Below are 12,849 nucleotides of genomic sequence, written 5' to 3' on the forward strand. Positions count from 1 at the left end.
ACTAGTCATATGCGCACCGAATTCGCACAGCAGCGTTCGCTGGACACGATCGAGACGGCGCTCGCCGCCCTCGCCGCGGGTGGCATGGTCGTGGTCGTAGACGATGAAGATCGGGAGAACGAGGGCGATCTGATACTCGCCGCCGCGCTGGCAACGCCCGAAGCCATCGCCTTCATGGTCCGCCACACCAGCGGCGTGCTGTGCGCACCGCTGCCCGGCGCGGATCTGGAGCGGCTCCGACTGCCACCGATGACACCGATCAACGAGGACCCGAAGGGCACGGCTTACACGGTGTCGGTGGATGCGGCTTCCGGTGTGACGACCGGTATTTCGGCCGCCGACCGCGCCAACACCTTGCGCACGCTGGCGGATCCGCGCACCACATCGGAAGAGCTGACCAGACCCGGCCACGTCTTCCCGTTGCGCGCACATCCCAGCGGTGTGCTGGGTCGTGCGGGCCACACCGAGGCCGCCGTCGACCTGACCAGGCTGGCCGGACTGCGTCCGGCAGGTGTCATCGCCGAGGTCGTGAACGACGACGGCTCGATGGCCCGGCTGCCGCAACTGCTCGCCTTCGCCGAAAACCATGGACTACCGATCATCTCGATCGCGGATCTGATCGCCTATCGCCGCCGCGCCGAACGCACCCTGACCAGGGTGGTGGAGACCCGCTTGCCGACTCGATACGGCGAATTCCGCGTCATCGGCTACCGCGACGAGATCTCCGGAACCGAAACCCTCGCACTGGTTTTCGGTGCGCCCGGCCCCGAGTCCGTACTGACGCGGCTGCATTCGGAATGCCTCACCGGTGACGCCCTCGGCTCGCTGCGCTGCGACTGCGGCGACCAACTCGACGCCGCACTGCGCGCGGTCGCCGAGGAGGGCAGCGGCGTGGTGGTCTACCTGCGCGGACAGGAGGGACGTGGGATCGGATTGTTGAACAAGTTGCGAGCGTACGAATTACAGGACCGCGGCGCCGATACCGTCGAAGCGAATCTCGCACTCGGGTTGCCGGTCGATGCCCGCAAGTATGCGGCCGGTGCGCACGTGTTCGCCGATCTGGGTATCCGGTCGGTTCGGCTGCTCAGCAACAACCCGGCCAAACAGGCGGATCTGGAACAGTACGGGGTCGCGGTGGTGCGGCGGCTGCCGCTGCAGGCGACGCCGACCGAACACAACATCCGCTACCTGCGCGCCAAGCGCGATCGGATGGATCATCAACTCTCGGGTGTGGATGTCGAACCGGCAAGGGCCACCTCGTAGTAACGGATCTTTTCCGATCTCGGTCGCCGAATGCTGGCTATTTGCCGTGAGATTGCCGACATGTGTCTGTTTCACTACGGAGATTTTTCGTTCGAGTCATGCGTCGCGGGTCGGCCTGCTTTCCTGATGGTGTCAGGATGGAGAGTCCGCGAGTTGGGTGAGCCGGAAGTCGGGGACAGCGGTGCACCGAATACCGATCGAACACCAGCATTTCCGCTCGGGGTGGCTGTGGCTGTCCGCCGGAGTCTTGTTGACCACGGTGGCGGTCGTGGTCTGGATCGCCGGACCCGGGCAACAGTCGTCCTGCACGGCGAGACATCCGATCCCGGATACCGGGACCGCAACCTCGCGAATGATGGTGGCCAGCAGCAGTACCGGCATTGCCAACTGGCATACGGTGGACGCGTCGCCACTCACACGGCCGGGGGAGGCGCGGTACTACACATTCGGTCCCGGTGCCGCGTGTTCGTTTGCCGGACTGCCGACGAACGGCTTCTATGTGGGCGTCTCCACCCGGGAATACGGTCATGCCGATCTGTGCGGTGCGTACCTCGATGTGCACGGTCCACGCGGTGATGTCCGGGTGCTCATCGTCGACCGCTGCCCGGGATGTGCGCCGGGACAACTGGACTTGAGTACGGCCGCCTTCGACCAGATCGCGGATCGGCCCGACGGCGTCGCGCGGATCCGCTATAACGTGGTCCGCGATCCACTTCCCGCGCCCGAGCTGATCTACGAGCTGAAGCCGGACTCCTCGCCCTCCTGGCTGGCCATGCTGGTGACCGGATCGGGAAACCCCATCCAGCGGATCGCATTACGTTCCACGGCGAACGGGGCGTGGCATGAACTCGATCGCGGCATGGACAACTACTGGACGATCAGCGGCGCCGGGCCGGGACCGTTCTCGGCACGAGTGACCGATGTCCACGGGCATCAGGTGGAGATCACCGGAATCTCCCTGGAACAGGGCGAGCGGTATACCGGTTTGAGCCTCTACACCGAGCCTTTCCCGGAACCACCGCCCGCGCCGACGCCGGATCTCGCGGCAACGGCACCGCAGCCACCGTCCAGCGCCGCCGCGAGGGTTTGTACGGCCTGACGGTCAGCCGAGTTTCGTTGCGAGCGCTCGTCCGGCAGCGCGGCCCGAGAAGATACAGCCACCGAGGAAGGTGCCCTCCAGCGCGTTGTAGCCGTGCACGCCGCCGCCACCGAATCCGGCGACTTCGCCCGCGGCGTAGAGGCCGGGCAGCGGCGTGCCGTCCGGGCGCATCACCTGCGAATCCAGATTCGTCTGCAGTCCGCCGAGGGTCTTGCGGGTCAAGATATTGAGCCGCACCGCGATCAGCGGCCCATTCGCTGGATCGAGGATGCGATGCGGTTTGGCGACACGACCCGCCTTATCGCCGAAGTACTGGCGCGCATTGTTGATCGCCATCAGCTGCGCGTCCTTGGAGTACTTATTGGCGATATCCCGGTCGCGGGCGACGATCTGTCGCTCCAACTCGTCGAAATCCAGCTGCGGGCCGCGCGCGATCTTGTTCATGCCCTCGATCAACTCGCGCAAGGTATTCGCGACCACGAAGTCGACTCCGTGCTGTTTGAACGCCTCGACCGGGCCCGGCGCACCCTTGGCCACCCGGCTCTTGAGGGTGAGTTTGAGATCCTTACCGGTGATATCCGGATTCTGCTCCGAGCCCGATAGCGCGAACTCCTTCTCGATGATCGACTGGGTGAGTACGAACCAGGAGTAGTCGTAGCCGGTGGCCAGGATCTCCTTCATGGTCGAATTGGTGTCGAAGCCCGGGAAACATGGTGCGGGCAAACGCTTTCCATTGGCGTCGAACCACATCGAGGACGGACCGGGAATGATACGAATGGCGTGATCGGGCCAGATCGGATTCCAGTTGTTGATGCCCTCGGTGTAGTGCCACATGCGATCGCGATTGACGATGGCGCCGCCCGCGGTCTCGGAGATGCCGAGCATCCGCCCGTCCACATGTGCGGGCACACCGGAGATCATGGTCTCCGGCACTGGACCGAGTCGCTCGGTGGGCCAGTTGCGCCGGATCAGCTCATGATTGTGGCCGATACCGCCGGAGGTGACGATCACCGCCTTGGCGCGGAATTCGAAGTCGCCGACCACATTTCGTGACGAAGCCCGACCGCGCTCCAGATCGGTCGGCTCGAGCACGCTGCCGCGCACGCCGACCACCGCGCCGTCCTCGACGATCAACTCGTCGACCCGATGCCGGAAACTGAAGCCGACCAGTCCGCGACGCTCGCCCTCGAGCACCGGCTCCTGGAACACCCGCACCACCTCGGGCCCGGTCCCCCAGGTGAGGTGGAAGCGCGGCACCGAATTGCCGTGCCCATCGGCGAAGGCGCCACCGCGCTCTGCCCAACCGACCAGCGGTGTCACCCGTAAACCCAACTCGTGCAGGTAATCCCGCTTCTCGGTGGTCGCGAAGCGCACATAGGCCCGCGCCCACTGTCGGGCCCAGTAGTCCTGGTCCTCGCGATCGAACCCCGCCGAACCGAACCAATCCTGCAGTGCCAGTTCGTAGGAGTCCTTGATGCCGAGGCGGCGCTGCTCCGGACTGTCCACGAAGAACAGTCCGCCGAGCGACCAGAAGGCTTGGCCGCCGAGGTTATTGCGATTCTCTTGGTCCAGCACATGCACTGTACGGCCAGCCTTGACCAGTTCATGGGTCGCCACGAGCCCGGCCAGGCCCGCACCGACGACGATGACATCTGCCTCTTGGGTGAATTCGGGACTCGGGTCGGTCATGATCATCCTTCGGTTTCGGTGCTGTAGGCCAGCACGATGTGGCAGAAGAGGTCGGTGCGTCGGCTGCGCACTTCGCGACTGCGCGGTTCCATCAGCACCTGAACCGCGGTGCCGTCGTGCGCCGCGACCAGGGCCTGCCCCAGTGCGACGGGATCGGACACCGCCCGGCCGACGCGGGCCAGTGCGTCGACGATCGTCGGCATCAGTGCCGCGACGATCGCCTCCTCACGTCCGGCCATCACCTGCCGCAGGCCGGGGGTGCGCAACGCGTGTGAGGTGAATTCGGCGGTGATGCGGAACCAGTCCTCGTCGATCGGCACGGCGCGGTCCAAGCGCTCCACCGCGGCGCGGATATCGGCCACGCCGTCGACCGAAAAGCCGTCGAGCGTTGCGCGGATCCCGGCGATCATGGCGGCCGATCGCTGCTCCCACATGGCCAGGAACAACTCGTCGAGCGAGGTGAAGTTGGAGTAGAACGCGCCACGGGTGAACCCGGCACGCTCACAGACCCGCTCCACCGAGGCGCGGCCGAAACCCTCCTCGGCGAAGACCTGATACGCGGCGGTGAGCAGGCGTTTGCGGGTCTCGATGCGACGGCGGGTCACGCGGCGCACCGGGACCTCCGCATTCGTGGTCGATGCCAACGCGCACCTCCTCCTGCATTCGGTCCATTCGATACAGCAGCGTATTCAATACAGAAATGTATCAGAAGGACGGACTCGCTTCGACGGAACGAGTGAACCAGCGTGGTCGGCGCGGATAATCCGAAGAGACCGTTCCCCTAGCGGTGAGGAGTGATCGGTATGGACGCGAGCACGGGCATGACCGGCTGGCGGGTGCGACGGCCGGGACCGATCGATGGTGAACCGCTCGACTTCGTTCGCGAGACGGTGCCCGCGCCCGCGCCCGGTGAACTGCTGGTGCGGGTGCTGGCCTGTGGGGTCTGTCGCACCGATCTGCACGTTGCCGAGGGGGATCTGCCGGTGCATCGGCCCGGTGTGGTGCCGGGGCACGAGGTGGTGGGCGAGGTGGTGGCGCATGGATCGGGATCAACTGGGGCACTTGACTCTTCGGCACCCGAGTTCGCGATCGGTGATCGCGTCGGCATCGCCTGGTTGCGCCACACCTGCGGCAGTTGCCGGTACTGTCTGCGCGGCGCGGAGAATCTCTGCCCGAATTCGGAGTACACGGGCTGGGACGCGGACGGCGGTTACGCCGAATATGCCACTGTCCCAGCGTCTTACGCTCACCGGCTGCCCGACGGATACAGCGATATGGAAACCGCGCCGCTGCTGTGCGCCGGGATCATCGGCTATCGGGCGCTGCGGCGTGCCGATCTGCCGAGAGGCGGACGGCTCGGGATCTACGGCTTCGGCGGCAGCGCGCATATCGCCGCGCAAGTGGCACTCGCGCGCGGTGCCGAGGTGCATGTCATGACCAGGGACCCGGCCGCGCGCGAGTTGGCTGCCGACCTCGGCGCCGCCTCGGTACAGGGTGCGGCGGATCGGCCTCCGGTGCAATTGGATTCGGCGATCTTGTTCGCGCCGATCGGCGAGCTGGTGCGGCCCGCGCTGGAGGCGCTCGATCGCGGCGGCATCCTCGCCATCGCGGGCATCCATCTCAGCGATATCCCGGTGCTGAACTACCAGCGGCATCTGTTCCAGGAGCGCGAGATTCGCTCGGTGACTGCCAATACCCGCGCCGACGCGCGCGAATTCCTCAGGCTGGCGGGCGAATACCGTATACATGTGACCACGACGGGGTACTCCCTCGGTACGGCAGGTCGAGCCCTTGCGGATCTCGCACATGGACGTTTCACCGGCGCAGCGGTTCTCATCCCGTAAGCGCCCGAATCGCCGTGTGCGCGTGCGGATTCCAGGACACGATTCAGCGCTGAACCGGTCTCGCTTCAGCTGAGTTGCTTGACGCAACTCTTTACCGTTCTTACCTTCGCGGATATAGCTGGATGACATTTGTCTCTGACAAGAGTCATGCGGCTTCTCACAACGGCGTGAGAGGTGATCACGATGGAAATCCGGAAGGCAAGAAATTACGAGAAGTGGCGGCTGGCACGGATATTCGCTGTGCTATTGCTGTTCGCTACGGCGTTTGAGCAGTTCGGTCGCGCAGGCACGGGCGGACTGTGCCGCAGTCGATGTGGTCGTCGCGAGAGGTACCGGGGAACCCGGATGGCTCGGCTCCGTCGTCGGCGATCCACTGTATGACACGTTGCTGCAAGCACTTCCGGTGAGCAGCAGCGCCTACCGGGTGGACTATCCCGCGGACCTGCTCGATCCCACTTCGCTCAGCCGCGGCACCCAGGATCTGACCGACCATGTCATTGGGCAGTCGCAAATGTGCCCGGATCAGCAGTTCATCCTCGTCGGCTACTCGCAGGGCGCGGCCGTCGTACACGGTGTCGTCGGCACCGGCATCGTGACCGCGCTGCCCGGGATCTACGTGCTCCCCGGCGATCTGGAATGGAAGGTGTCCGCGGTCCTGCTGTTCGGTGATCCTCTCCGCCTGATCGGTTGGGGCGTCCCAGGCAACTACGCCTGGAAGACCGCAGATTATTGCACCGCTGGTGATCCGATCTGCGGTGGCGGCATCGACCCGAACCAGCACGGGAACTACGGCTGGGCCTTTTGGCCGGCCGCGGATTTCGCGGCGGGTCGGGTTTAACCGGGAAATCCGCGCGGCGGGGTCGAACAGCGACCCCGCCGCCGGTGTGTTCGCACGAGATTCATGCCGATGGCACTCCGGCGTGGGACAGTCTGAATATGACAGCGCACCGTCGCATCGGCATGATCATTGCGGGACTAGTGAGCATCGCCCTGGTGGCGGGCTGCGGTACCGCAGCCGACAGCGGTCATCCGACGACCTCGACGGCACCGGGAGTAATCCCGCTCATCTCGACCGACGATCTGCGCGGCGCGCAGTCCGATGAGCTACATCTGTTCGGGCTCAACGATTTACACGGCAATCTGCAGCCACCCGCGGGTTCGACCGGCAAGATCGCCGGATACGACGCGGGCGGCGCCGCCTACCTCGCCACCCATCTGGCACGGTTGAAGAAGGCGTATCCGGCCAGCGCCGTGGTATCGGCCGGGGACAATATCGGCGCGAGTCCGCTGGTCTCCGGACTCTTCCACGACGAGCCGACAATTACCTTCTTGAATTCCGTCGGGCTGGCCGCTTCCTCGGTGGGCAATCACGAATTCGATAACGGCGTCATGGAATTGACGCGACTGCAACAGGGTGGATGTTCGCCCGCCGGATGCTCGCCCGGCACGCCGTTCGCTGGAGCGAAGTTCCCGTTCTTAGCCGCCAATGTCACCGACGCGGACGGTAAGTTGCCGTCCACGCTGCGGGCGTGGACGATGCTCGAGGTCGGTGGACACAAAATCGGCGTCATCGGTACGGTCACACCCGAGACGGCGAGCATCGTTTTCCCGGAAGGCATTCGCGGCTACACCTTCGGCGATGAGGTCGCGGCGATCAATCGCTATGTCTCCGAGGTGAAGTCGGCGGGCGCGCAGACGGTGGTGGCGCTGCTGCACGACGGCGGGGTGCAGAAACCGGCCCAGAATGCGGCGATCGACTACAACGGTTGCGCGAATATCTCCGCCGAGGTCACCGCCTTGGCCACCGGTGTCGATCCCGCGGTGCGGGTGTTGTTCACCGGACATTCGCACCAGCCGTATATCTGCACCATCGACGGCAAGGTGGTCACCCAGGCCGCCTCCTACGGTCGGCTGATCACCGATGTCACCCTGCGCTTCGGCGCCGACGGCGTGCAGGCTTCGGCGGTCAACCGGGTGGTGACCAGGGAGGTCACCCCCGACGCGGCCACCACCGCGCTGATCGACTTCTATGCCGAGCAGGCCGAGCCACGCGCGCAGCGGCCCGTCGGCATCGCGGCGGCGTCGCTGCCGCACGAACCAGCGGACTCGGGCGAATCGCCACTCGGTGATGTCATCGCCGACTCGATGCTCTCGGTCACCGCTGCGGCGCCCGCCGCAGCGGTCGCCGCATTCATGAATCCGGGCGGTGTGCGCACCGATCTGAAGTCGGGGCAGATCAGCTACGGCGATATCTACAGCGTGCAGCCGTTCGGCAATCAGGTCGTCACTGTCACCATGACCGGCAGCCAGATCCTGCGCCTGCTCGAACAGCAATGGAGCAACGGCAAGGCGACCGTGCTCTCACCCGCCGGGCTGACCTACACCTATATCGAGTCGAGTCCGAAGGGCAGCAAGGTCGTCGCCGACAGCGTGCGCATCGGCGGCCAACCCCTCAACCCGGTCGCCACCTACCGCATCACCACCAACAGCTTCCTGGCTTCGGGCGGTGACGGTTTCACGGTCTTCACCGAGAGCGTGGACAAGACTGTCGGGCCGATCGATCTCGAGGCTTTCGAGACCTATCTGAAGGGTCGCCCACCGCTGCAACCACCATCGGCCCGCGCCGAGAAGCGCTGAGTCGGTGGCAAACGTGGTGTCCTGATTCAGGTTTCGCGTTCGAGCATTATCTGAAAACTGTTGTAACACACAATATTAGCGGCGCTCATTGGTGACCATTCACACATCGCCCGGGGCCGCCGTTCGCTTGCCCGAGACTAGCTGCGCCCATTAAAGTTACCGACCAGTAGGGCAATGGCGTTCCCTGCTTTTGGCTCAGCAAACTACTTGCCGGTAAGCCGAATAAATGATGTCCGCATTCACTGCTGCATGTCGGGCGCGCTTGTGTGACAACTCGATTCGAGTGCGACAGCAGGAGGAAAATGCGATGACGACTTTCATCGTGACGGGCGGAACCGGATTCTTGGGCCGGCGGGTGGTTCAGGAACTTCTGGCGGCTGATTCCGAAGCCATTGTGCATGTGCTCGTTCGCACCGCGTCGGTGGCGAAATTCACTGAACTCACCGCGGGCTGGACCGGCGGCGAACGTGCCTTTCCCATGCTCGGTGATCTGACCGCCGAAGGCCTCGGTCTGATCGAGGAAGCGCCCGAGGCCGACCACGTGATCCATCTCGGCGCCGTCTACGACATGACCGCCGACGAGGAGACCGCGCACGCGGCCAATGTCGCGGGTACCCGCTCGGTGCTGGAACTGGCCCGCGAATTGGGCGCGGTGCTGCACCACGTCTCCTCGGTGGCGGTAGCCGGTGACCACAAGGGCAAATTCTTCGAGGAGGATTTCGACCTGGGGCAGCGGTTGACCTCGCCGTACCACCGGACCAAGTTCGCCGCGGAGAAACTCGTCCGCGAATCCAAGGGGGTGCGCTGGCGGGTGTACCGGCCCGCGATCGTGGTCGGCGATTCGCGCACCGGTGAGATGGACAAGATCGACGGTCCGTACTACTTCTTCCCCGCCATCTCGCGCCTGGGCGCACTGCCTGCCGAACTGCCGATGCTGCTGCCGGATCTGGGTGCGACCAATATCGTGCCGGTCGACTATGTGGCGGGTGCGATGGTCGAGCTGGTGCGCCGCAAGGGACTCGATGGACGCACATTCCACCTGGTCAACCCGGAACCGCAACCGTTCGGCGAGATCTACGCTGCGCTCGCGGCCGCGGCGGGTGCGCCGACCGGAATCGGCACGGTGCCCGGCAGCGGGCTCGCACTGAACGGGCTCGCACATATCCCGGGCGTCTCGACCGTTCGCGATTTCCTGTTGGAGCAGATGGGAATTCCGGCCGAGGTCGCACCGCACACGTCGTTCACGGCGGAATTCGTCTCCGACTCCACCCGGGCGCAGTTGCGCGGGACGGGTCTGGCGGTGCCGTCGTTCGACAGCTACGCCGAGCGCCTGTGGCAGTACTGGGCCGAGAACCTGGACCCGAACCGGAGTCGGCCCGGCGACAGTGGCGATCGGTTGGACGGCCGCGTCGTCCTGATCACCGGGGCGTCCTCCGGTATCGGACTGGCCACGGCCCACGCCGTCGCGCAGCGCGGTGCGACCGTGCTGATGGTGGCGCGCGGTGTGGACGATCTGCACGCCGCGGCGGAGTCGGTGCGCGCCGAAGGCGGTGTCGCCCATGCCTATCCGTGCGATATCACCGACTCCGACGGTGTGGACGAATTGGTTGCCGCGGTGCTGGCCGATCACGGCCATGTCGATTATCTGGTGAATAATGCGGGACGGTCGATTCGTCGTTCGGTGGTCAACTCGACCGACCGCATGCACGATTTCGAGCGGACCATGGCGGTCAATTACTTCGGTGCCGTGCGACTCATTCTCGCGCTGCTGCCGTCGATGCGTGCGCGCCGTTTCGGACATATCGTGAACATCTCCTCTATCGCCGTGCAGACCAAGGTGCCGCGCTTCGCGGCATATGTGGCGAGCAAATCCGCGCTGGACAACTTCAGCGAGATTGCTGCGGTCGAAAATCGCGATGCCGGAATCACTTTCACCTCGGTGCGGATGCCATTGGTGCGCACGCCGATGATCGCCCCGACCGATCTCTACCGCTCGCTTCCGGTGCCGGATCCCGACCGCGCCGCCGCCATCGTGGTGCGCGCCATCGAGGACCGCCCGCACCGCATCGACACTCCGGTCGGCACCTTCGCCCAGGCGGTCGAACTGCTGATGCCGTCGGTCAAGCGGACGATCATGCACCAGGGGTTCCGCTGGTTCGGTGAATCGCATGCGGCACAGGGGAAGCAGACCGTGGCGCCCGACACGGTCGAGGAGGCACAGGAGGATCGGGACTCCGGGCGCAGCGCGCTGTCCTACCTCGCACCCGTGGTATTGCCGCTGATGGCGCTGCCAAGCCCGGCCGCACGGGTTACCCGGGTGATTCCGGGCCTGCACTGGTGATCGATCCCATGACGGGCTGATCCCCGCACCCGACCTGCTTGCCCGCCGCGACCATGGGACATTCGGCCCTGGTGTGGACGATCGGTGTTTCGTATTCTTGCGGTGCCGCCCCGCCGTATTTCCCGCGGCGTAATTGCGGTCCAGTGCCGGGGTCGTGACGAATCCTGGAACAAGGGGACCGTCGATCTCGTGGCAGGGATGACGGTGCAAAGAGTTCGTAGGAATGGTGTGGGGCAGTTCGATCAGTTGACCGATGAATTTTTGTCGGCCCTCGAGTTTCTAACGAAGCTGTCGGCCGAAGGCGGTCGGATGACCGCCCTGTGCGGTGCCTGTGTGCGGGTGCTGCCGGTGCAGCGTGCCGCGATCCTGATCCAGGAGCGCGATGCCGGACTGCAGCCGTGGGCCACAAGTGATTCGGTGGCGGCGCGGGTGGAGGCGGTGCAGGCCACCGCGGGGCAGGGGCCGGCCATGGACGCCGTCGTCGCCGGTGTGCCGGTGCTGGTCACCGATCTGACCGAAACGGATGTGCGATGGCCGGGTTTCGCCGATGAGTTGAACCGGGTCGCGGTGGCCGGGGCGATGGTGGCGGGTTCGATGGTGGCGGTGCCGTTACAGCTGGGTGTGGTGCGATTCGGTGTGCTCGACCTGTATCGGATCGAAACGGGCAAACCGGAACCGTATGTGATTTCGGCGGGGCTGCATATCGCCGATCTGGTCATCGCGCAGTTGGTGGCCGGATCGGCGAAATCCGCGCATGCCGCCGCGCAATGGTGGGATCAGCCGCTGACCAGTCGCACGATCCATCAGGCGGCCGGAATCGTGCTCGCGCAGTTGGATATACGCGCCTCCGACGCCTATGCGCGGCTGCGTGCCTATGCCTTCGCGAACGGGCTGTCGTTGGCCGAGGTCGCGGCGCTGGTCGTGGACAATGGCCTGCGCTTCGATACCTGACTCAGTCCGCCGCGTCGGCACGCGGATCGATGCGTCCGTCGATGATGTCACCGGCGATATCGGTGAGCCGCCGTCCAGTGGCGCGGGCGTATCCGCGCATGATGTGGAATGCGCGATCCATATCGCGGTCCCCGCGCTCGGCGAGTACCCCTTTGGCCTGCTCGATGGCCACGCGCGTGTTCAGCGCGGTCGGTAACTGCACCTGGATCTCGCGTACTGCGCGAGCGCGACGTGCTGCGCGATGCCGACGGCCGCGATATCGGCGAGGATCTGCACGATGCGCAAGTCCGGCTGCCCGAGTGCGGCAGCCGAGGCGGCAAGAACGGTGAGCGCACCGACGCTGTCGCGGTGCAGCCGCAGCGGCACGGCATAGGCGCAGCGATACCCGGCGGCCGATGCCGTCTGTGCGAACTCCGGCCACAGCACGCCGTCGGCACACAGATCGGGAGCCGATACCGTGGTCCTGCTCCGGTGGGCATCCAGGCTAGGCCCCTCGTGCTGTAACAAACCGAGCAGTCGGGCCGACTCGCTTGTTGAGGCGAGTACCTGGAGCTCACCACGTTGGTCGGCTAGCAACAATCCGGCATCACTCGCGCCCGTGATGTGGGTACAGGCCTCCAGTAGCTGCTGACATAGTTCGACAAGATCGAAATCGCTAGCCAGCATGTCGACCGTGCACACAAGTGATCGTAATAACTGGTTCGAATCCGGCAGCGGCTCGGATGCTCGATCCCGCTGCCGATCGTCGAATGGAGGCGCCATTGCAGTCTCCTGGTCGCGGTGGTTGCTACCGCGGTAATGCGGCACATTTTTACGGAGAGTTTCAGCGAAAAATAAGCCTCACCGGGCACATCTTCGCGGCACGGTCGGGTCGAGCCCGTCGTCCATGGTGGCATCCGAATAGTAGTCATGTCGACCACTATCGGATGGCTGGTCAACGGAATCCGATGAGTGGCTGGACAATTCAAAGGAGGATGGTGGTGTCGAAATTGTGGTGCGTGACTTCGCTTAGCCATACCATGGAA

11 protein-coding genes are annotated in these 12,849 nt (G+C 65.0%); 7 read left to right on the top strand and 4 right to left on the bottom strand.

What is annotated here, in order from left to right; translation table 11 throughout:
* Positions 1 to 9: 9 nt before the first annotated feature.
* Both ACQP2U_RS16400 and ACQP2U_RS16405 read left to right on the top strand, forming a co-directional pair.
* A complete protein-coding gene (locus ACQP2U_RS16400) occupies positions 10 to 1,263 on the top strand; it encodes a bifunctional 3,4-dihydroxy-2-butanone-4-phosphate synthase/GTP cyclohydrolase II (RefSeq protein ID WP_433715461.1) in 1,254 nt (417 codons plus the stop codon).
* A gap of 157 nt (positions 1,264 to 1,420) precedes the next feature.
* Entirely contained in the window at positions 1,421 to 2,362 is a 942-nt protein-coding gene (locus ACQP2U_RS16405) for an expansin EXLX1 family cellulose-binding protein (RefSeq protein WP_433715462.1), read from the top strand.
* A gap of 3 nt (positions 2,363 to 2,365) precedes the next feature.
* Here the strand turns inward: ACQP2U_RS16405 and ACQP2U_RS16410 are convergent, their stop codons facing one another.
* Positions 2,366 to 4,057: an FAD-binding dehydrogenase gene (locus ACQP2U_RS16410; protein ID WP_433715463.1), complete on the bottom strand. Its 1,692-nt coding sequence runs from the start codon at positions 4,055 to 4,057 to the stop codon at positions 2,366 to 2,368.
* A complete protein-coding gene (locus tag ACQP2U_RS16415; protein ID WP_433715464.1) occupies positions 4,054 to 4,695 on the bottom strand; it encodes a TetR/AcrR family transcriptional regulator in 642 nt (213 codons plus the stop codon). The genes ACQP2U_RS16410 and ACQP2U_RS16415 overlap by 4 nt, the downstream gene beginning before the upstream one ends.
* A 177-nt stretch (positions 4,696 to 4,872) precedes the next feature.
* Between ACQP2U_RS16415 and ACQP2U_RS16420 the strand changes: the two genes are divergently transcribed.
* The 5 genes from ACQP2U_RS16420 (at position 4,873) to ACQP2U_RS16440 (ending at position 11,824) form a co-directional block, all read left to right on the top strand.
* Positions 4,873 to 5,895 (top strand): zinc-binding alcohol dehydrogenase family protein, encoded by a 1,023-nt coding sequence (locus tag ACQP2U_RS16420; RefSeq protein ID WP_433716486.1) that lies wholly within the window; start codon positions 4,873 to 4,875, stop codon positions 5,893 to 5,895.
* A gap of 265 nt (positions 5,896 to 6,160) precedes the next feature.
* Positions 6,161 to 6,733 carry a cutinase family protein gene (locus ACQP2U_RS16425; protein WP_433715465.1) on the top strand — a complete coding sequence of 191 codons (573 nt, stop codon included), beginning with the start codon at positions 6,161 to 6,163 and terminating at the stop codon, positions 6,731 to 6,733.
* A gap of 98 nt (positions 6,734 to 6,831) precedes the next feature.
* Positions 6,832 to 8,532: a bifunctional metallophosphatase/5'-nucleotidase gene (locus ACQP2U_RS16430; protein WP_433715466.1), complete on the top strand. Its 1,701-nt coding sequence runs from the start codon at positions 6,832 to 6,834 to the stop codon at positions 8,530 to 8,532.
* Positions 8,533 to 8,839: 307 nt separating this feature from the next.
* The gene (locus ACQP2U_RS16435) at positions 8,840 to 10,873 is read left to right on the top strand and encodes an SDR family oxidoreductase (protein ID WP_433715467.1); all 2,034 of its coding nucleotides are present in this window, start codon (positions 8,840 to 8,842) and stop codon (positions 10,871 to 10,873) included.
* Positions 10,874 to 11,182: 309 nt separating this feature from the next.
* The gene (locus ACQP2U_RS16440; RefSeq protein ID WP_433715468.1) at positions 11,183 to 11,824 is read left to right on the top strand and encodes a GAF and ANTAR domain-containing protein; all 642 of its coding nucleotides are present in this window, start codon (positions 11,183 to 11,185) and stop codon (positions 11,822 to 11,824) included.
* Position 11,825: 1 nt separating this feature from the next.
* Here the strand turns inward: ACQP2U_RS16440 and ACQP2U_RS16445 are convergent, their stop codons facing one another.
* Positions 11,826 to 12,026: an ANTAR domain-containing protein gene (locus tag ACQP2U_RS16445; RefSeq protein ID WP_433715469.1), complete on the bottom strand. Its 201-nt coding sequence runs from the start codon at positions 12,024 to 12,026 to the stop codon at positions 11,826 to 11,828.
* Positions 12,005 to 12,586 (bottom strand): GAF domain-containing protein, encoded by a 582-nt coding sequence (locus ACQP2U_RS16450; protein ID WP_433715470.1) that lies wholly within the window; start codon positions 12,584 to 12,586, stop codon positions 12,005 to 12,007. The genes ACQP2U_RS16445 and ACQP2U_RS16450 overlap by 22 nt, the downstream gene beginning before the upstream one ends.
* Positions 12,587 to 12,849 lie beyond the last annotated feature (263 nt).

Origin of the sequence: Nocardia sp. CA-084685 (genome assembly GCF_050955785.1) — a bacterium.
GTDB lineage: Bacteria > Actinomycetota > Actinomycetes > Mycobacteriales > Mycobacteriaceae > Nocardia.

What these genes read in the sequence shown, in the direction of transcription:
- ACQP2U_RS16400 (WP_433715461.1), top strand. Translation starts at nt 10, where the DNA reads ATGCGCACCGAATTCGCACAGCAGCGTTCGCTGGACACGATCGAGACG.
- ACQP2U_RS16410 (WP_433715463.1), bottom strand. Translation starts at nt 4,057, where the DNA reads ATGATCATGACCGACCCGAGTCCCGAATTCACCCAAGAGGCAGATGTC.
- ACQP2U_RS16420 (WP_433716486.1), top strand. Translation starts at nt 4,873, where the DNA reads ATGACCGGCTGGCGGGTGCGACGGCCGGGACCGATCGATGGTGAACCG.
- ACQP2U_RS16430 (WP_433715466.1), top strand. Translation starts at nt 6,832, where the DNA reads ATGACAGCGCACCGTCGCATCGGCATGATCATTGCGGGACTAGTGAGC.
- ACQP2U_RS16435 (WP_433715467.1), top strand. Translation starts at nt 8,840, where the DNA reads ATGACGACTTTCATCGTGACGGGCGGAACCGGATTCTTGGGCCGGCGG.
- ACQP2U_RS16440 (WP_433715468.1), top strand. Translation starts at nt 11,183, where the DNA reads ATGACCGCCCTGTGCGGTGCCTGTGTGCGGGTGCTGCCGGTGCAGCGT.
- ACQP2U_RS16450 (WP_433715470.1), bottom strand. Translation starts at nt 12,586, where the DNA reads ATGGCGCCTCCATTCGACGATCGGCAGCGGGATCGAGCATCCGAGCCG.